Source organism: Halopseudomonas sp., from assembly GCF_036960865.1.
GTDB lineage: Bacteria > Pseudomonadota > Gammaproteobacteria > Pseudomonadales > Pseudomonadaceae > Halopseudomonas.
In genome coordinates this window covers 234,772-254,165 of the sequence record NZ_JBALWE010000008.1, presented here as the reverse complement: position 1 = coordinate 254,165, position 19,394 = coordinate 234,772, and the positions used below count along the sequence as shown (strand labels likewise).

The 19,394-nt window shown below is 61.0% G+C and carries 13 protein-coding genes; 8 read left to right on the top strand and 5 right to left on the bottom strand.

The genetic code is table 11. The features are described from left to right. Positions 1 to 62: 62 nt before the first annotated feature. The 3 genes from V7747_RS13395 to exaA form a co-directional block, all read right to left on the bottom strand. The gene (locus V7747_RS13395; RefSeq protein WP_335616519.1) at positions 63 to 1,445 is read right to left on the bottom strand and encodes a tyrosine-type recombinase/integrase; all 1,383 of its coding nucleotides are present in this window, start codon (positions 1,443 to 1,445) and stop codon (positions 63 to 65) included. 364 nt (positions 1,446 to 1,809) lie between these two features. After that, positions 1,810 to 2,478, bottom strand: a complete 669-nt coding sequence (locus tag V7747_RS13390; protein WP_335616518.1) for a pentapeptide repeat-containing protein — start codon at positions 2,476 to 2,478, stop codon at positions 1,810 to 1,812. Positions 2,479 to 2,525: 47 nt separating this feature from the next. After that, entirely contained in the window at positions 2,526 to 4,382 is a 1,857-nt protein-coding gene (exaA, locus tag V7747_RS13385) for a quinoprotein ethanol dehydrogenase (protein WP_335616517.1), read from the bottom strand. 404 nt (positions 4,383 to 4,786) lie between these two features. Between exaA and pedF the strand changes: the two genes are divergently transcribed. The 8 genes from pedF (at position 4,787) to V7747_RS13345 (ending at position 18,266) form a co-directional block, all read left to right on the top strand. Then, positions 4,787 to 5,197 (top strand): cytochrome c-550 PedF, encoded by a 411-nt coding sequence (gene pedF, locus V7747_RS13380; protein ID WP_335616527.1) that lies wholly within the window; start codon positions 4,787 to 4,789, stop codon positions 5,195 to 5,197. Between the two features lie 4 nt (positions 5,198 to 5,201). Further along, positions 5,202 to 6,086: a substrate-binding periplasmic protein gene (locus V7747_RS13375; RefSeq protein WP_335616516.1), complete on the top strand. Its 885-nt coding sequence runs from the start codon at positions 5,202 to 5,204 to the stop codon at positions 6,084 to 6,086. Between the two features lie 151 nt (positions 6,087 to 6,237). Continuing rightward, positions 6,238 to 8,295 carry a TonB-dependent receptor gene (locus V7747_RS13370; RefSeq protein ID WP_335616515.1) on the top strand — a complete coding sequence of 686 codons (2,058 nt, stop codon included), beginning with the start codon at positions 6,238 to 6,240 and terminating at the stop codon, positions 8,293 to 8,295. A 168-nt stretch (positions 8,296 to 8,463) separates the two neighbouring features. Then, positions 8,464 to 10,242: a PQQ-dependent methanol/ethanol family dehydrogenase gene (locus V7747_RS13365; protein ID WP_335616514.1), complete on the top strand. Its 1,779-nt coding sequence runs from the start codon at positions 8,464 to 8,466 to the stop codon at positions 10,240 to 10,242. 154 nt (positions 10,243 to 10,396) lie between these two features. Continuing rightward, the gene (locus V7747_RS13360) at positions 10,397 to 12,955 is read left to right on the top strand and encodes an insulinase family protein (RefSeq protein WP_335616513.1); all 2,559 of its coding nucleotides are present in this window, start codon (positions 10,397 to 10,399) and stop codon (positions 12,953 to 12,955) included. 166 nt (positions 12,956 to 13,121) lie between these two features. Further along, positions 13,122 to 14,288: a porin gene (locus tag V7747_RS13355; protein ID WP_335616512.1), complete on the top strand. Its 1,167-nt coding sequence runs from the start codon at positions 13,122 to 13,124 to the stop codon at positions 14,286 to 14,288. A 242-nt stretch (positions 14,289 to 14,530) separates the two neighbouring features. Further along, positions 14,531 to 15,643, top strand: coding sequence for a nitric oxide-sensing protein NosP (gene nosP, locus V7747_RS13350; protein ID WP_335616526.1), 1,113 nt, complete (start codon positions 14,531 to 14,533; stop codon positions 15,641 to 15,643). Further along, complete coding sequence (locus V7747_RS13345) at positions 15,573 to 18,266, top strand: NahK/ErcS family hybrid sensor histidine kinase/response regulator (protein WP_335616511.1); 2,694 nt, start codon at positions 15,573 to 15,575, stop codon at positions 18,264 to 18,266. Before nosP ends, V7747_RS13345 begins: the two co-directional genes overlap by 71 nt. A gap of 89 nt (positions 18,267 to 18,355) precedes the next feature. Here the strand turns inward: V7747_RS13345 and V7747_RS13340 are convergent, their stop codons facing one another. Both V7747_RS13340 and V7747_RS13335 read right to left on the bottom strand, forming a co-directional pair. Next, positions 18,356 to 19,078 carry an LrgB family protein gene (locus V7747_RS13340; RefSeq protein WP_335616510.1) on the bottom strand — a complete coding sequence of 241 codons (723 nt, stop codon included), beginning with the start codon at positions 19,076 to 19,078 and terminating at the stop codon, positions 18,356 to 18,358. Further along, the gene (locus V7747_RS13335; protein ID WP_335616525.1) at positions 19,075 to 19,386 is read right to left on the bottom strand and encodes a CidA/LrgA family protein; all 312 of its coding nucleotides are present in this window, start codon (positions 19,384 to 19,386) and stop codon (positions 19,075 to 19,077) included. The genes V7747_RS13340 and V7747_RS13335 overlap by 4 nt, the downstream gene beginning before the upstream one ends. Positions 19,387 to 19,394: the final 8 nt, after the last annotated feature.

Genomic DNA, 19,394 nt, shown 5'->3' with positions numbered 1-19,394 from the left:
CAATGCGCAAATGTGTGTAGTGATTTGACATGGCAACACCTTACTTTAGGTGTTGCACTTGGTCATTGAGACCGCCCCTTTACGATGGAATGTGCAGCCGAATAAGGTGCCATTTTTTTGCCCGCTAGTTCAGCGGCAAGGGGCGCGATTGATTCAGGGGATTCACTATTGAATCCAAGCAGTGCCGCAGTAACAACATGGGCCCACTCATGCCAGATAAGTTTCTGCTCCTCCTGATGCCGATTTTTGTTGTAAGTTTCCTCTAATCGTGGTTTCGAGTGGTTGAGCATACTCTCGATAACATCACGTGTTGCCCCGCAGCGTTGGCTCCATCCTGTAGATGCTGATCTTCTAAGGTCGTGTGGTGAGAATGGTTTTAGGTCGTGCAGTGGAGCAGGGTGAGTTGCGCGGCTTGCACTTGATCCCAGAAGTCGGGCGATAACCGTGTTGACGCTATCGGGATGGATAGCAGTTCCTCGGCCCTGCCCGCTGAATACGAAGTCGTTGCCCTCGAGCATTTCCACGTTTTGTAGTAGCTGGATGGTCTCGGGTGCGAGGTAAACAGTATGGGGACGGCGGTTTTTTGTTCTTTCTGAATCAATTTCCCATGTGCCTGATTGCAGGTCGAGTTCCTGCCAGCGCATGCCGGCAACCTCATCGCGTCTTGCGCCGGTCAATATCAAAATCTTTATGGCTGTGCTGAGATGCTTTCCGAGCAGACCGGCTTCTTCCTGAATTTCCAGGGTTTGCCAAACGCGGACTATTTCTGGAACAGTGAGGAAACGCTTGCCTATGGCGCCCGCAGAGCCACCAATTTTGCCTGATGTAACCCCGCGCAGAGCGTTGTCATCAATGAGCTGACAGTCTTCCGCATAGCTGAGCATTGCGCGCAGGACATTTAGTTGGTGCCTAGCTTCAACCGGGACCGTTGTTGCTAGCTTTCTAAGAAATGGCACGAGTATCTGGCGGTTGACGTCGCGCACCAGCAACGGTCCGAGCTCGGCTTTGCAGTATCGATTCCAGCGAGCCTGATGCTCCCTGACCGTTTTGGGGGCCGGAATTCGTTTTGATCGTTGGCTGGGGGTTGTGGCATAAAATTGCAGCCATTCGTCAAAAAGTGACTGCATCGTTGTTGCCTGCTCGTTTGACTTGATCCGAGCTTGCCAGGAGAGGCGTGGGTCCAGCCCATCGGCTGCGAGATTGTAACCTTCTAGGTGTTTGTCCTTGGCCTCCTGTAACGTCATGGACATTGCGTTACCGATCGTCACGTCGACAGGCTTACCTTTGATGATGTAACGGGCAACGTATTTGCGCCCAGCTGCAGCTGTGACTTTGACGTATAGTCCTGACCCGACATGGCTGTGTACGGCACGTCGATAGAAGGGTTTTAAAGGGTTTGGTTTGAGCTTGCGGATCAGATCTTGGTTATTCAGTGCCTTGGCCATTTAGGTTCTCAGGAGGCTGAAGATATCTTCAAAATGATACACGTTTTAATACCCGAAATCTGAGCGATACCCTGAATGAACACGGTGTTTTATGACGCTTTGTGGGTTTTTAGGTTTTTGATTTTTAAGGAAAAAAGATGTTTGTGGTGTGTGTTGAAATACACCTGAAACCGCCTCCTAAGCGGTAGGTCCCCGGTTCGAATCCGGGCTCGCGCACCAGATAAAACAAAGGCTTGCACGGTTTCGCCGGCAAGCCTTTTTTGTTTCTGACCGCATTATAACTTCCCATGTTGAGGCTTGCAGCGGCCTCAACAATTGTAGCCGACTTTGATTGTGGGGAGGACAGGTTCCTACCTGACGTTGCTTACTCCCAATCCGTTGGGCAGTCTGTGCAGCTCTGCATTGTGACATTCAAAAAATTGCCGTAGTGCAGCCGGGCACCGCTGAGATGGGCGTCGCTCAGATTGGCATGGTTGAACTTGGCCTCCTGCAGATTGGCATCCCGCAAGTCCGCTCCGGCCAGGTTGGCCTTGGGTAGCCAGGCCATTTCCAGGTTGGCGGCGCGCAAGATGCTGTGCTGCAGGCTGGCACCACTGAACTTGGCGAACTCCAGGTTGGCGCCGGTAAAATCGGCACGGTCGAAGTTGGCCCCCTGCGCGGTAAGGTTCCAGCCGGCTATGCCGAGAAAGCTCGCGCCTTCGGCGTTGGCGCCGCGCATGGCCGTCTGCTGCAGGCTGGCCCGGTTGAAATTGGCGCCGGCTAGCTGCGCTCGATCGAGCTTGGCTTGATCCAGTTGGCTGTGGCGCAGGTCGGCATCGCGCAAGTCCGCGCCGGTAAGGTCTGCTTTACGCAGGTCCAAGTGACGCAGGTCAGCGTTACGCAGATCCACTCCGGGGCACCGGGTGCCGGGAATCAGCGCGCAGCCGTTCAGGGTCTGAATGTCTTCGCTGGCGATGTCGGCACTTTGTGCCGCCGCCGTCGTGCCCATGGCGCTCAGGGTGCAGATGAGGGCCAGCTTTGTGATTGGGATCATGGTGCTCTCCAGAGCCCGCCCGATAGTCGGGCGGGGCCGATGGCGGGTTAGTCGTTGGCCCATTCGGGCAACTTGAAGACCCAGAAGGAGCCGCCCTGGGCGACGGGCTTGGTCAGCTCGGCCATGTCGCCACCCCACAGCGGCACCGCGCCGCCGTACCCGGTGGTTACGCCGATGTACTGCTCGCCGTCCTGTTCCCAGGTGATGGGTGGCGAGATAACGCCGGTGCCGGTTTGAAACTGCCACAACTGCTCGCCTGTCTTGGCATCAAAGGCCTTGAAAAAGCCGTCGCCGGTACCGGTGAATACCAGATTGCCGCCGGTGGCCAGCACGCCAGCCCAGAGTGGCAGCGGCTCCTTGTGCTCCCAGGCGATCTCGCCGGTTTGCGGATTCATGGCACGTAGCACGCCCACGTGATCGTCATACATGCGCTTGATGCGAAAGCCCATGCCCAGATAGGCGGAGCCCTTGTTGTAGCTGACTTCTTCGGTCCAGTAGTCCTCTTTCCAATGGTTTGCCGGCACGTAGAACAGCCCGGTATCCTGGCTGTAGGCCATGGGGTTCCAGTTCTTGCCGCCGAGGAATGGCGGCGAAACCTCAACTGCCTCACTGCGCTCTTCACCGGGTTTGAGGCGCGGTGGACGCTGGCCCGGGTTTTCGACCGGTCGGCCGGTTTCCAGATCGATATGGCTAGCCCAGGTGATGTTGTCGACGAAGGGGAAGGCGTTCATCAGCTTGCCGTTGTCGCGATCAACCACATAGAAGAACCCGTTGCGGTCGGCGTGCGCCGTAGCCGGGACTTTTTTGCCGTCTTGCTCGTAGTCAAAGAGCACCAGTTCGTTGTTGCCGGAGAAGTCCCAGGTGTCGTTGGGTGTGTGCTGGTAGAACCATTTCACCTCGCCGGTCGTGGCATCCACGCCAACCTGGCCTGAGGTGTAAAGGCTGTCGTAGTCAGCCGGCTGGCCGTCTTTGGGTGTGCGCGCCCAGCCATTCCAGGGCGCCGGGTTGCCGGCGCCGATGATGATGGTGTTGGTGGTGGCATCGAAACTGGCACTTTGCCAGGGCGCGCCGCCGCCCTGACTCCAGGCCTCGACCTTGCCGGTGGGTGAGTCTGGATCATCCGGCCAGGATGGCGCCTTTATGTCCCCGGTCGGTGTGCTGTCTTCTCCGTTGAGGCGGCCCATGTGTCCTTCGACGAAGGGGCGCATCCAAACCTCCTCGCCGGTTTCCGGGTCGCGAGCAAACAGCTTGCCGACGACCCCGAACTCGTCACCTGAGGAGCCATGAATCAGCAGTGCCTTGCCGGTGACTTGATCATGCACGATGGTCGGCGCGCCGGTCATGGTGTAACCGGCCTTGTGGTCGGCAAATTTCTTGCGCCACGCGACTTTGCCGGTGTCCTTGTTGAGCGCCACTATGCCGGCGTCGAGAGTGCCGAAAAACACCTTGTCGCCGTAGATGGCGGCGCCGCGGTTGACTACGTCACAGCAGGGGCGGATGTCGTCGGGCAGGCGGTGCGAATAGCTCCACAGCCGGCGCCCGGTCTTGGCATCCAGGGCAAATAGTCGCGAGTAGGAGCCTGTGACGTAAATCACGCCGTCGTGCACGATGGCCTGAGATTCCTGGCCGCGCTGCTTTTCATCACCGAAGGAGTAGGACCAGGCTGGCGTGAGTTTGAACACGTTTTCACTGTTGACCTGTTGCAGTGGACTGTAGCGCTGCGCGTTGGTGCCCATGCCGTACATCAGTACGTTGTTGGTGCTCAGGTGGTCGTTGGCAATATCTTCCCAGCTTACTGGTACGGCAGCTACCGGCGCGGCGGCAAGGCCAAGGCCGGCGGCAATGATGATGCCCTTGATGGCCTGGCTGACGGGCGTGAGCACGGGGTGTCTTGTTGTTCTCATGGCAGGATTCCTGTTGGTCGTTGGAAGTCTCAGCGGGGCTGATCCACGGCTCATGGTGGGCGTGCCGGGATAGGGGCGATACGGAAATTGGCCCGGCCACGGCGGGATAAATTCCCGGGCCTCTGGCGCTTGGTAGGGGGCGAAGAAGTCTGCTTCTTTGGATGCAGCGGATTACACCCAAAGGCGTAGCAGTTTGTTTTTGCACTGCTGGCGGGAGCTCTGGCGCAAGGGTTGTGGCGGTGCTCGCGGATGTCATCTACTACCAACGAACTACCCTCGAGCCACCAAAGCAGCATTGGGTCGGTTGCGGCGGCTTCCTACCATGGCCGTCGACAGCAATGCTTTTCCGTTAGCGACACGGCCAAGAGGTACGCAGTATGACCCATTACAAGAACGCACTGAAAATGACCGCTTGCACGCTGGCGCTGGTTGCCGGTCAGGCGCTGGCCCACGGTAATGTTACCCCGCAATCGGTAGACACCAAGGGGCTGGAAGCCCTGGGCGAGGAGTGGCGAGATACCAACCCCTACCGCGAAGGCCACCCGCAGCATGAGCTGGCCATCAAGGTCGGCGCCTCGGCCTATAATCAGAACTGTGCTGCCTGCCACGGTCTGGAAGGCATTTCCGGCGGTATCACCCCGGACTTGCGCTACCTGGAAGTCGGTGACTATGGCGATGAGTGGTTCAAGGAGCGGGTAATCAACGGCGCGGTCCGTGATGGCCGGGTGTACATGCCGAAGATGGCGGACTTCCTCAGCCAGGAAGCGCTATGGTCGATCCGTACCTGGCTGGAAAGCATCGCGGTAGAGGAGTAAGCCCATGCTGCGCCGCTGCCTGTTGCTTGCCTGCTTGCTGCTGGCGTTGCCGGCACAGGCGTTCAACATCACGCACATCCGTGATTACGATGAGATCATCGCCTCTGGCGTGCTGCGCGTAGCCCTGTATCAAGACTTTCCGCCCTATAGCTTCATGCAGGACGGCAAGCCGCGCGGAGTCGATGTGGAGCTCGCGCAAACACTGGCGAGCGAGCTGGGCACACGGCTGGAAATTCAGTGGGTGCTGGCGGACGAGACCATCGATGGCGACCTGCGCAATCATCTGTGGAAGGGGCACTACCTGCGCCCAGGCAAGGTAGCCGATGTGATGCTGCGGGTACCCTACGATAGCGAGTTCAGCAACAAGCGTGACGAGTTGGGACTGCCGGCACATGAGCTGGTGCATATGTTTGGGCCCTATCAGCGTGAGCGTTGGCAGGCAGCCTACGACCCGCGCAAGATCGAATCGGTACCCAGCATCGCGATCTTCCAGTATTACCCGGTAGGGGTAGAGGAAGACTCGGTACCGTCCTTCTATCTGGGCTCGGTGATGCGCGGCCAGCTGGCCGCTTCCACGCACCATTACCGCACCCTGGGCCTGGCATTCGATGCCATGCTGGCCGGTGAAGTGAATGCCGTAATGGGCACCCAGGCGGAAATCGACTGGCTGCTGGCGCAGCATCCTAAAGCTGGCATGCGCCTGACCGAAAATGCCTACCCCAGTATCGGCAAGCAGGTGTGGGAGCTGGGCATGGCGGTTCACGACTCCAACCGGCAGCTGGCCTACGCCCTGGCCGATGTGGCCGAAAGCATGATTCTGGATGGCCGCATGGAGCAGCTTTATGCCCAATACGGTCTGCGTTATCTGCGCCCAGAGCTGTATCAATAAAGCGGCGTCGCTGCCCTGGTAATGCTCAGGGCTGACGGCGAATACAAAATGAAACAGCTTTTCTGGTTTATTTGTTATGTTATAACAAATATTATCTGCTGCCGCGGCACCGCAAGAGTGCCGCAGCCAACCGTAAACCAAGGGAGCAGATATGACGTATCGCAAGACACCATTGGCCGTCGCACTGACCATGGCCGCCCTCGGCGCGCCAGCCAGCTTGTTTGCACAAGCGCAGCCTCAGGCGTTGCCGTCGATGACGATCAGTGCCAGTGCGCTGGGGGAGAGCGCCGAAGACATGATCCAGCCCAGCGCGGTGCTGCAGGGCGACGACTGGGTGGGACAGCGCGAGACAGCGCTCGGCGACAGCCTGGAGTCCTTGCCGGGCGTGCGCGCCAGCGGCTTTGGGCCGGGCGCCAGCCGGCCGGTAATCAGGGGGCTGGATGGCGCGCGGGTGCGCGTCTTGAGCGACGGCGCGGATGTGCTGGATGCCTCGGCCATCAGCCCGGATCACGCCATCACCGCAGACACCGCGCTGCTGGAGCGCGTTGAAGTGCTCAAGGGTCCATCTACCCTGCTCTACGGCGGTGGTGCCATTGGTGGCGTGGTCAACCTGATCGACCGCCGAGTGCCGACCTACGTACCCGAGCGTGGCTACGAAGGCGAGCTGGATTTGCGCGGCAACAGCGTGGCCGATGAGCGTGCCGGTGCGTTGGGGGTGACTGTGGGCACCGGCCAGTTTGCCGCGCGTTTTGAGGGCAGCCGCAGCGATGCCGACCCTTATCGCATCCCGGGTCATCCCTCGCGGCAGGCCGGTGCCTACAACGATACCGATAGCGCCGGCATGGGCCTCAGCTGGATTACCCAGCGCGGTTACCTTGGTCTGGCCTACAGCCAGCAGGATCGCGAGTACGGCTTGCTCGCCCATGAGCACGCCGACTGCCACACCCACGGCGTCGCCGACTGGCACTGTGTGGAGGAGGGCCATGACCACGGTGGGCACGATGATGCTGATGATCACGACGACCACGACCATGAGCACGCCGAAGGAGATGCCTATATCGATATGCAGCAGCGCCGTTGGGACCTTCGCGCTGACTACAGCGATCCGTTCAGCGGCTTCGAGCGCATTCGGGTGCGCGTGGCTGACACCGATTACGAACACCGTGAGATGGAAGGCGCCGAGGTGGGCACCCGCTTTACCAACCGCGGTACCGATGCGCGCGCTGAGCTGACCCACAATCCCGTTGCCGGCTGGCGTGGTGTGTTGGGCAGCCAACTGACGCGGCGCGACTTTGCCGCCGTGGGGGAGGAGGCCTACGTGCCGCCATCACTGACCCATAATCGCGCGCTATTTTTGCTGGAGTCCTATGAGACCGGCGACTGGCGCTACGAGGTTGGCCTGCGCCAGGAATGGCAAAGCATCGAGTTGAAGGAGGGCAACGACGACGCGGATCATAGCGGCAGCTCAGTGTCTTTCGGGGCCAGCTGGCAGTGGCAGCCGAACCTGGCCCTCTACGGCTCCCTGTCACGTTCGCAGCGTCTGCCGGTCGCCGAAGAGCTTTACGCCAACGGCCCGCATGCCGCCACGCGCACCATAGAGTTGGGCGACCCGGATCTCGACGAAGAAACCTCGTTGAACTTGGAGCTGGGGCTGCGCCGTACAGCCGGCCCGGTAACCTTTGATTTGAGCGTATACCGCAATCAGGTCGATGACTTCATCTACGCCGCCGATACCGGCCACTCGCCCGGCGCCGGTTACCGCGAAGTGGCTTACACCCAGGCCGATGCGGTACTGCACGGCATGGAAGGGCGGGTGGCCTGGCAGGCGACCTCGAATACCGGCCTCAGCCTGTTCGGCGACCACGTGCGTGGCAAGCTGAAGTCGGGCGGTGATCTGCCGCGTATCCCGGCTGACCGCATTCGTGTGCGCGTGGACCAACGGCTCAGTCAGGCGCTGCTCGGCTTTGTCGAAACCAGCCGCATCCTGCGTCAGGACGATACCGCCGACTACGAGATGGCTACTGACAGCTACACGCTCCTGAGTGCCGGGCTGGGTTGGCGCGGGCTGCTGGGTGACAGCGATTACCTGCTGTACCTGCGCGGTAACAACCTGCTGAACGAGGAGGCCAGACAGCACACCTCCTTTATCAAGGATGAGGTGCTGTTGCCCGGGCGCAACCTGACCGTAGGTGCGCGCTTCAGCTTCTGAGGCGCCGCAGGGCAGGGCGGGTAGTGCTACCAAGTGATGAGATAAATCACCCCTGCGGTTAATTGTTGGTGAGGGCCTGTCGGCCAAGAATCGGTATCGGACGCGGGAAAATTTCCCGTTTCACCGCTGACTTGACCAACACAACAATACACCTCAGAGGTAGCAGCAATGAATCAACGTGCCCGCTCTCCCTTTCTGCTGACAGCGCTGGTCGCCGCCATGAGCCTTTCAGGCCTGGCGGTGGCCAATGTCACCAACGACGACATCCTCAGCGATGCCACCAATACCAGCCAGGTCGTGACCAACGGCCTGGGCACTCAGGGCCAGCGCTACAGCCCGCTGACCCTGCTCAATACCGATAACGTCGACAAACTGCAGCCAGTCTGGGCCTTCTCGCTGGGTGGCGAGAAGCAGCGCGGGCAGCAGTCGCAACCGATGATCAAGGACGGAGTGATGTACATCACCGGCTCCTATTCACGCGTCTTTGCCGTGGATGCCCGCACCGGCACCAAACTCTGGCAGTACGACGCGCGCCTGCCGGACGGCATCATGCCCTGTTGTGATGTGATCAACCGCGGCGTTGCACTGATCGACGATCTGGTGATCTTCGGCACCCTCGACGCCAAGCTGGTAGCGCTCAACAAGGACACCGGCAAGGTGGTGTGGCGCAAGACCGTGGCGGACTACAAAGCCGGCTACTCGATCACTGCCGCGCCGCTGGTGGTTAACGGCAAGCTGATTACCGGCGTGTCCGGCGGCGAGTTTGGCGTGGTCGGCAAGATCGAAGCCTACAACCCGAGCAACGGTGAACTGCTCTGGACCCGCCCGACCATCGAAGGGCACATGGGCTACACCTACAAGGACGGCAAACCGGTTGAGGCCGGCATTTCCGGTGGCGAGGCCAATCGCAGCTGGCCGGGCGATTTGTGGAAGACCGGTGGCGGCGCGCCCTGGCTAGGCGGCTTCTACGACCCGGAGACCAATCTGCTGCTGTTTGGTACCGGTAATCCGGCGCCCTGGAACTCGCACCTGCGCGAGGGCGACAACCTCTATTCCTCATCGCGCCTGGCGCTCAATCCGGACAACGGCGAGATCGTCTGGCACTTCCAGACCACCCCGCACGATGGCTGGGACTTTGACGGCGTGAACGAGCTGGTGTCGTTCAACTACCAGGAGGGCGGCAAGGAAGTGAAGGCTGCAGCAACCGCTGACCGCAACGGTTTCTTCTATGTGCTCAATCGCACCAATGGCGACTTCATTCGCGGCTTCCCCTTTGTCGACAAGATCACCTGGGCCAAGGGTCTGGATGACAAGGGCCGGCCGATTTATGACGATAACTTCCGCCCCGGTTCACCTACCGAGGCAGGCGATGCTGGCAATCAGGTATTCACTGCGCCGGCCTTCCTGGGGGGCAAGAACTGGATGCCCATGTCGTACAGCCAGGACACCGGCCTGTTCTACGTGCCTTCCAACGAGTGGGGGATGGATATCTGGAACGAATCCACGGCCTACAAAAAAGGCGCGGCCTACCTGGGCGCGGGCTTCACCATCAAGCCGTTGAACGAAGAGTACATTGGCGTGCTGCGCGCGATGGATCCGAAAACCGGCAACGAGGTGTGGCGTGTCGAAAACCCCGCTCCGCTCTGGGGTGGCGTACTCAGCACCAAGGGTAATCTGGTCTTTACCGGTAACCCGGAAGGCTACCTGATGGCGTTCAACGCACAGAACGGCGAAAAACTGTGGCAGTTCAACACCGGCTCCGGCGTTATCGGTTCACCCATCACCTGGGAGATGGACGGTGAGCAGTACGTTTCCGTCATGTCCGGCTGGGGCGGCGCGGTGCCACTTTGGGGTGGTCATGTGGCCGAGCGGGTAAAGAACTTCACCCAGGGCGGCACGCTCTGGACCTTCAAGCTGCCCAGTAGCGCAGTAGTCAGCCAGCGCTAAGACGCAGGTAGCAACATCAGGGCCGGCATTGCCGGCCCTTTTTGTTTGCCTGCTGCTTTGGTTCAGGAGGCTTAATACTTTGGTGCCGGTAGGGCCGCCGTCGGAGGAGCGCTGCGTTAACCTTGCCTTTACGCCCTGCCTTTTGTGAGCGCCCGTGCATCTACTTCCGCTGTCCTACATCCCGCCTACCCAAAGTGACTACCGCCTGTACCGCGCAGCCAACGGCTTGTTGTGCCTGTTGATCAGTGATGATCAGGCGTCGCAGGCTACTGCGGTGCTGCAGGTAGGGGTGGGGAGTCATGCTGAGCCAGCCGGCTTGCCGGGGTTGGCACACCTGCTGGAACACCTGTTGTTCATGGGGTCAGCCGGCTACCCGCAGCCGGGTGCCTTCCCGGCGCGTATTGCTCGCTGGGGTGGACGTTTCAACGCCAGCACCGCCAATCAGGCCACGCGCTACTTTTTCTCGCTGGCGCCGGCTGGCCTGGATGAGTCCTTGCATCAGCTGGCCGACATGCTCGCGGCGCCTTGCTTCCATCCAGCTCAGGTCGCCAGCGAGCGCGAGGTAATAGAGGCGGAATTCCGTACCCGGCTGGCCGACGATGCCTTGCACGAACAGGCGGCTCTGGCGCAGGTATTCAATCCGGCGCATCCGTTGAGCCGCTTTACAGCAGGCAATCGCCAGAGCCTGCGCGGCACGCCAGAGGCCTTGGCCAGTGCCTTGCACGACTGGCATCGTCGGCATTACCGGGCGGGCGCTATGGCGCTGGTGCTGCACGCGCCGCGGTCGCCAGAACAGTTACGCCAACTGGCAGAGCGCACGGCGGCGCAGCTACCTGCCGGTACCCTTGATCAGCACAGGCTCCCGCCGCTGTTCTGTGACGGCGCACTGCCAACCGAACTTGACTGGCGAGGCCCGGGTGCGCAGGACGACTGCACTCTCTGGTACCCCTTGAGCGATTGCGCGCCGGACAGTATCGCCACGCGCTGGCTATGTGAGTGGCTGAACAGTGCGGCCCCGGCCGGCGCTCTCGGTTATCTGCGCCGGCAAGCTGGCCTGGCCGAACTGCGCGCCACGGTGGAGACCGGTGCCGAGGGCCAGGCGCTGCTGCGTGTCGACCTGGCCACCTTGTCAGAGCGTCCCGTTCTACCGCTGTTGGCCGCGCTGGATACCTGGCTGCGGGCAATGACCGAGCAAAACCCGGAAGACTGGCCGCAGACGCATCGCCAGCAATTGGCGCATCAACTGGGCGGCAACGGCCCGCAGGGCGACCCGCTGGACTGGTGCCGGCGTTACGCCGAGCGACTTCTGACGCTGTCGCCAGAGCAGGTGTTGGATCTGAGCGGCACGCAGCTGCCCCTATTGACGCGTCAGGCGTGGCGAGAGCTATTGCGGCAGCTGCAGCCCGATGCTCGGCTGCTGGTCTGCCGCCGCTCCAGGCTCGATGCGGCCGCCCAGGCGTTGTGGACCGCCACGCCCTTTACCTTGCGGCCGTTGGCGGTCCTGCCTGATCAACTCAAGGTCGATCTTGCGCTGTTGCCCTGGCCTAGCCTGCAGCCTTTGCCGCCAGCGCCGGCGGGCTTGCCGTGGGGTGGTTACCTGCCGGGACTGCGGCTGGGGAAGATGGCACCGCCCTCTGCCAATCGGTCACGCACACGTCTGGCCTGGGTCTGGCCGGCGAGCGAGTCCAGTCAGGCAGAGCGTAGCTGGCTGTTGGCCTGCTGGTCAGTACAGGGTGAGGCGCTGGCGCAATGGGGGCAGCTACTGGGGCTGACCCTGCAATGGCAACTGGTGGGCGAGTTGCTGCAACTCGATGCTGCCGGGCCCGCCGATCAACTGCCGGGATTTTTGCGGGAGCTACTGACCGCATTGCAACGGCCGCCGGCAGCAGAGCAGCTGGCGTTGATCGAGTATCGCCGGCAGCAGTGGCACCACCAGCAGACTCACGCCTTGCCGGCCTACCGCTTGCTGCAGCAGCTCGATGGCGAAGATGCTGCGCAGGCTGAGGTGCCGGCAGAGCGCTGGGCTTCGTTGTGCAGCAGCGCGCAGCTGTACTGGTTGAAGCCGCAGGGCTGGCCGGAGCAAGAGCGCTCGATGCTGGCAAAACTGCTGATCAACCTGTGCCCGGCGCTGCTGCGACCCTTGCGCATGGAGGCTCCTGCAGCACGAAAGCCAAGGGTGCAGGCCAGCGATGTGTCTTGTCAGCACGCCGATCGTGCGCAGTTGCTGTACTTGCAGGCCGAGCATGCCAGTGCCGAGGAGGACGCCTGTTGGCGCCTGTTGCACCATTGTCTGGCCGATGCCTTTTTTGCCGAACTGCGCACTCGACAGCAACTCGGCTACTGGGTCGTTGCGCGGTTGCGGCGCCAGCATGGGCGGGCAGGCCTGTTGCTGTTGGTGCAGTCACCGAGCCACCCACACGCCGCCATCGAGGCGGCAATCAGCGATTTCCTGCAGCATCAGGGCGCGCAGCTGGCGGCGCTGAGTACAACGCAGCTGCAGCAGCACTGCACGCACTTGGCTGACCTGATGCAGCAGCAACGGCAAGACCCGGACCAGCAGTTTGAAGCCCATTGGCAAGACTGTCTGCAGCAAACCGATGACCACCTTGGCGCCGAGCAAAGCGCTCTGCAAGCGCTGACGCTGGCGGCCTGGCAGGGGTTTGTCGCGCGCCTGCCACGCTGCCCGCGCAGGCACTTGCGCAGCGCCAACTAGTTCCTCGGTAGGTTGTAAATACAACCTGCTGGCGGAGGTGCGCAGTGTCGCTTGGTCGTACACACCAAAGCGCAAGCCAATCGCCGCTCTCGAACAATGGGGCAGGGCAGCATGCTTTCTGATAATCGGCTGGACGCTTCAGTCACTGATTACATCGGAGAGCATCATGTACAAGAACAAGATTGCCTGCACCCTGCTGACCCCCCTTGCCCTGGCCGTGCTAAGCACTCCGGCCGCGGCCGCGATTACCCTGTACGACGAAGACGGCACCACCTTCTCTGCCGACGGCTATGTGAACGCCTTCTACGTGCAGACCGACACCGACAACATCAACGACGACCTGGACCGCGACCAGGCGCGGGTCAAGATGGGCTTTCTGCCCAATTACATCGGCTTCAACATGGGCAAGCAGGTTGGTGATCTGACCCTCGGTGCGCGCTCCTCGTTCTGGGTCACCATCAACGACAGTGAAACCAACGGCACCTCCAGTGCCATCGACGTGCGGCAGTTCTACGGCACCATCGCCGGCGATTGGGGTGAAGTGCTGGTGGGCAAGGACTTTGGCCTTTTCTCGCGCTCCAACATCCTGCTCGATGAGATGCTCGCCGGTTACGGTCAGGTCAGCGACACGCTGGGCCTGGTGGATGGCGGTGGCGTGTCCTTCGGCAACATCGGTAGCGGCTACCCGTACCCGTTCCCCACCGCGCAGATTACCTACCGCTCACCCTTGATGGGTGGCCTGCGCATTGCTGCCGGCATCATGGACCCGGTGGATACCACCGATGACTCCGCGGTCGGCAAGAACTACCAGGACGCGCCGCGTTTTGAAACCGAAATTACCTATCAGTTTGACCTGGCTGGCGCCGAGATCTACAGCTGGCTTAATGGCGGTTACCAGACCTCGGAAAACACTGACGACAGCGTGGACGACGTGACCTCGCAGGGTATCGGTTACGGCGTGCAGGCCAAGATGGGGGCTGCCTCGCTGGTCGCCTCGGGTTTTGATGCCGAGGGCATCAACCCCTTCTTTACCAACAACGCCGGTGAAGCCGTGCTGCGGGAAATCGACAGCACCGGCTACCTGCTGCAGGGCTCCTACACCTTTGCCGGCAAAACGCGTCTGGCGCTCTCCTATGGCAAGACCGAGGACGACGGCAACGGCATAGGCGTGGCGGCGGACTACGAGACCCGTGCGGTGGGTCTGTTCCACAGCATCAACGACAACCTGACGCTGGTGGCCGAGTACAACCAGTACGAGATTGATGACCGCACCAACAGCCAGAAGATCGAAGAAACCGACAGCCTGGCGCTCGGCGTGGTATTGAACTGGTAATACACGCGTCCTCTACGCAAAGCCCCGTCAATGTGCTTGGCGGGGCTTTTCTTTTGCTGGCTGCTTCTTCCTGTCCAATTGCCAGCTTGCTAGTGCCCAAGGCTTAACTAACCAGTACTCAAGTAGCATAGGGTCTGGGGCTGGGGCTTTCTAGAATCGGTTGTATGAACCCTGATTCCGACCTTGATCCAAGCGCTGACGCATTCGACCGGCAACCACTCGGCGACTGCTTTCGCACAGCCATGACCAACGCCAGCGAAGCCGACGCAGCAGCGCAGGATCTGGCACGTCAACTGTTGCACCCGCACCTGGGGTTTGTACTGTTCTTCTGCTCCGCCGAATACCCGCTGGCACAGCTGGCCACCTCGCTGGAGCAACACTTTGGCGGTGTCACCCTGCTGGGTTGCACCAGCGCCGGCGAGATCAGCAGCGCCGGTTACGGGCGAGGCTGCATCAGCGCAGTGGGCTTCGACCTGCGCGCCTTTGCCGTGGATTGCACGCTGATCCATGCACTCGACAGTTTCACCCTGGTTGAGGCGCAGCAGGCGGTAGAGCGTATGCTGCGCCACTGCCGCCAGGTGGATCTGGCGCCGGTTAAAGATCACACCTTTGCCTTGACACTGCTCGATGGCCTGTCGAGCCGGGAAGAAGTGGTGCTCAATACCCTCAGCGCCGCGCTGGGCAGTATCCCGCACTTTGGCGGCTCTGCCGGCGACGACAATCACCTGAGCCACACCCACGTTTACTATCAGGGGCAGTTCTTTACCGGTGCGGCTGTGGTGGTGATGGTCAATACCTGGCTGGACTTTGAGGTGTTTACCACGCACCACTTGCAGCCTTCCAGCACCAAGCTGGTGGTCACTGCGGCCGACAGCGCCAGCCGCACAGTGCTGGAACTGAACGCGGAACCCGCCGCCGAAGAATACGCACGGCTGGTGGGCGTGCCTTTGGCACAGCTGAAACTCGCCACCTTTGCGCTGAATGCGCTGGCGGTGCGTATCCGTGATCAGTTCTACGTACGCTCGATTCAGCGCGTGAACGAGGATCACAGCCTGACCTTCTACTGCGCGGTAGATACCGGCATCGTGCTCACCGCGATGCAACCGGGCGAGTTGTTGCCCAACCTGGACGCCACCCTAGGCCAGCTGCGTGAACGCCTTGGCGAACCGGTACTGATTCTCGGCTGTGACTGTTTTCTGCGCCGTATGGAGGCCGAGCTGCGCGGTGAGGACCGCCTGATGTCGGACTTCCTCGCGTCCAACCGGGTGATTGGTTTCAATACCTATGGCGAGCAGTTCAACGGCATGCACATCAACCAGACCTTCACCGGGGTGGCCTTTGCCTTCCCGCGCTGAGTGGCGGGCAGACGGCGATTTGCTGGCCGAGCTGCAGGCGCTGCGCGCGCAGAACAATAAATTGCTGCGCATCAACGCGGCGCTGATTGAACGGGTCGAGTCGAGTTCCAGCCAACGTACCGAAAGCTATGCAGCGTTTCAGCACTCGGTAGAACTGGCCGAGCAGGTGCGCGAACGGACCCAGGCGCTGAACGACACCATGGCCGAACTGCAGGCCAGCAACCGTCTGCTGAACGACGCCAGAGCGCGGGCAGAGAAAGCACACCATTATCTGATTGATGCCATCGAAAGCGTGTCAGACGCCTTTGTCTTGTTCGATGAGAACAAGCGCATTGTGCTGTTTAACAGCCGTTTTGCAGCGTTCTGGCAAGGCACCGGTGTGCGGGTGACCGAAGGCACCACGCTGGGCGAGACCAAGCGGCTGGCGCTGGCCACGGGCCTGATCGTCGAGACCGATTCTGCTGACGGCAATCTATTGCACCAGCTGCGCGACCAGCGCTGGATGCAGGTCAGTGAACGGCCCACCCGCGAGGGCGGGCTGGTAATCATGTACACCGACATCACCGATCTAAAACAGTCCGAGAAGGCGCGTCGCGAAAAGGCCCTGGAGCAGAAAACCCGACTGCTGCAGCGCACCGTCGACAGCCTCTCGCAGGGCGTTGCTGTGGTCAACGGCGAGGGCGCGCTGGAGGTCTGGAACGGGCGCTTTCTGGAGCTGGCCGGCCTGGCACCGATTGCTGCGCACCGGCCGTTTACCGAGGTCATGGAAGACAGCGAGCTGGCGCTGTTCACACCGCACAGCCGCAATGAACATGGCGCGCCACAGCTGACCTGCGAGCAGCAGCTATCCAATGGTCGGGTGCTGGAAATCCGTACCCACCCCATGCCGACAGGCGGCTTCGTCAATACCTTCACCGATATCACCGAGCGTGAACTCTATGCCCGCGCCCTGCAGGAAAGTGAGCGCTGGGTGAGGCTGATCACCGACCACGTGCCGGCCTTGATCGCCTACGTGGGCGAGGACCTGACTTACCAGTTCACCAACAAGGTCTATGAAGACTGGTACGGCTGGGGCCATGGCGAGATTCTTGGCCAGAGCCTGCACCGGGTGCACAGTACCGAGCAGTTCAGCCGGCTGGAACCCTATATCGCGCGGGCCTTTCGCGGTGAAAGCGTCAGCTTCGAGTTTGCCGAAGCCAATCTGGAGGGCAAGCAGCGTTACCTGCTGCGCTCCTATGTACCCAACCGGGATGCCAGTGGCGAGGTGGTCGGTATCTTCGTGCTGATTCGCGACATTACCGAGCGGCGGCGCACCTCCGAGGCATTGCACCAGGCTTATCAGCATCTGGAGCAGCGTGTACGCGAACGCACCCAGGAGCTGACCGAAGTGAACGGCCAGATGCGCCAGGAGATCAGCGAACGGGCCCAGGCTGAAGCACGCCTGCGTGAAGCCAAGCGCGAGGCCGAGCAGGCCAATCTGTCAAAAACCAAATTTCTTGCTGCGGTCAGTCACGACCTGTTACAGCCGCTGAACGCAGCGCGCCTGTTTACCGGTGCGCTGCTGGAGCAAACCGTGGAGCAAAGCACCGGCGCGCTGGTGCGTCAGGTCAGCCACTCGCTGGAAGATGTAGAAAACCTGCTGGGCACCCTGGTAGACATTTCCAAACTCGATGCCGGGGTGATCAAGCCAGACATCAGCGCCTTCAATCTGGGCGACCTGCTGGATAATCTCGGTAACGAATACGCGCAATTGGCCGCCAGCGAAGGCCTGCAACTGAGCTTTGTACCCTGTCATGCGATAGTGCGCAGTGATGCCCAGTTGCTGGTACGCATTCTGCGCAACTTCCTCACCAACGCCATTCGCTATACCCATAGTGGACGCATCCTGCTGGGCTGCCGTCGCCACGCCCATGGCCTGCGCATCGAGGTGTGGGACACCGGCATGGGCATCCCGGAAGACAAACTGCAGGAAATTTTCCAGGAGTTCAAACGGGTTAACCCCAGCGCCAACACCCGTGATCGGGGCTTGGGATTGGGACTGGCGATTGTCGACAAGATTGCCCGCATGCTGGGGCATCGCATTCGCGTGCGCTCAATCGAAGGGCAGGGCTCGGTGTTTTCCGTAGACCTGCCCTTTGGTCGGCTGCAGCCCGCCGTGGTAGAAGACGAATCGGTAACCGCACGCATTGGCGAACGTTTACCGGGCGCTACCGTCTGGGTGCTGGATAACGATGCGGCCATCTGCGCCGGCATGCGCACCCTGCTGGAAGGCTGGGGCTGCCGGGTGATTACTGCACTATCGGAGGAAGACCTGGCCAGCCAGGTCGATGCATTCCACGCTCCGGCCGACCTGCTGATTGCCGATTACCACCTGGATAACGACGTCAATGGCGTGGACGTGGTCGCGCGTATCAACGCGCGGCGCGGTCAGCCGTTGCCCGTGCTACTGATTACGGCCAATTACAGCAATGCGCTGAAGTTGCAGGTGCGGGAGCTGGGGTACGTGATGCTGCACAAGCCGGTCAAGCCGATGAAGTTGAAGACGGCGATGAGTCATTTGTTGGCGGTGCAGCCTTGTGACGAGGGGCCGTCCTTACCAAAAGGCCAGGCAGGGGGCGCGTGACAGAGCTTGCTCACAATCAGTTATCTCACGGATTCAATGGTCAGCATCGCGTATCGTCGGCTGCCTTGCCTCTCTCGTACCAGGCTTGATTACCAACCCAGGGTCGCCTTCAGGAGCAATACTGCCAGCGGTAGCAATACGGCAGTCATGGCCCCCAAGGCCCCCATGGCCAAGGCGGCGAATGCGCCACATTCATCGCCTTCTTCCAGGGCCCTGGCGGTTCCCACGGCGTGGGCGTTCATGCCGTAGGCCATACCGCGTGCGGCAGGGTGCTGCACACCACAGAGATTCAATAACGGTGGCAGCATGGCAGTGCCTGCCACGCCCGTGAGCATCACCAGCACCGCAGCCAGGGCGGCGATGCCACCGAGTTGCTCAGCCAGCGGCATCGCGATAGGCATGGTTACCGATTTGGTCGCCAGCGTCATCAGCACGGGCAGGTCTGCACCCAGCCAGTATGCGAAAAGCAGCGTCAGTGCGACGATCGCAACCCCGCCCACCAGCAACGTCAGGATTACCGGCCATAACGTCTGCCGAATGCGCCGCAAGTTGCGATACAGCGGAACTGCCAAGGCAACGGTCGCCGGGCCCAGCAGCCAGGAAATGGGCAGCACAGCGTCGCGATAGGCTTGATAATCCAGCCCTAGCAGCCGAATACCAGCAATAATAATCAGCATGGTCACCAGCACCGGCTGCAATACCAGCCAGCCGCTGCGGCGGTACAACCAGATGGCACACAAAAACGCCGCGAGCGTCAGCGCGATCGCGGTGACCGGCGAGTGTATGACCTGCAGCAGCGGATCAGGCATCATCGCTTGTCGCCTATCAGCCGTTGCATCAGCCAGCCGCACAGGGGAATGCACAGCAGCAACGACAATAAGAGCGCACCGCTGATTGCCGGCAATTGTGTCAGCAGCACATCACCGCCCAACAGGATGCCGGTAGCGGGCACGGCCAGCAGCAGCGGTAAATACTGAAATAACACAGCGCTAACCTGCTCCAGGCACGCCGGAATCCGCCCCAACAGCAAGAGAAAGACCAGCAGTAGCAGCAGGCCGATCACCGGCCCTGGCAGCATTGGCAAGCACAACAGCTGCAGCAAGGCGCCAGCAGCCTGCATCACCAGTA

Bases quoted from the DNA above. Each gene is read 5' to 3' on its own strand.
- V7747_RS13395 (WP_335616519.1), bottom strand. From the start codon at position 1,445: ATGGCCAAGGCACTGAATAACCAAGATCTGATCCGCAAGCTCAAACCA.
- V7747_RS13390 (WP_335616518.1), bottom strand. From the start codon at position 2,478: ATGATCCCAATCACAAAGCTGGCCCTCATCTGCACCCTGAGCGCCATG.
- exaA (WP_335616517.1), bottom strand. From the start codon at position 4,382: ATGAGAACAACAAGACACCCCGTGCTCACGCCCGTCAGCCAGGCCATC.
- pedF (WP_335616527.1), top strand. From the start codon at position 4,787: ATGACCGCTTGCACGCTGGCGCTGGTTGCCGGTCAGGCGCTGGCCCAC.
- V7747_RS13375 (WP_335616516.1), top strand. From the start codon at position 5,202: ATGCTGCGCCGCTGCCTGTTGCTTGCCTGCTTGCTGCTGGCGTTGCCG.
- V7747_RS13370 (WP_335616515.1), top strand. From the start codon at position 6,238: ATGACGTATCGCAAGACACCATTGGCCGTCGCACTGACCATGGCCGCC.
- V7747_RS13365 (WP_335616514.1), top strand. From the start codon at position 8,464: ATGAATCAACGTGCCCGCTCTCCCTTTCTGCTGACAGCGCTGGTCGCC.
- V7747_RS13355 (WP_335616512.1), top strand. From the start codon at position 13,122: ATGTACAAGAACAAGATTGCCTGCACCCTGCTGACCCCCCTTGCCCTG.
- nosP (WP_335616526.1), top strand. From the start codon at position 14,531: ATGACCAACGCCAGCGAAGCCGACGCAGCAGCGCAGGATCTGGCACGT.
- V7747_RS13345 (WP_335616511.1), top strand. From the start codon at position 15,573: ATGGCGAGCAGTTCAACGGCATGCACATCAACCAGACCTTCACCGGGG.
- V7747_RS13340 (WP_335616510.1), bottom strand. From the start codon at position 19,078: ATGATGCCTGATCCGCTGCTGCAGGTCATACACTCGCCGGTCACCGCG.
- V7747_RS13335 (WP_335616525.1), bottom strand. From the start codon at position 19,386: ATGCAGGCTGCTGGCGCCTTGCTGCAGCTGTTGTGCTTGCCAATGCTG.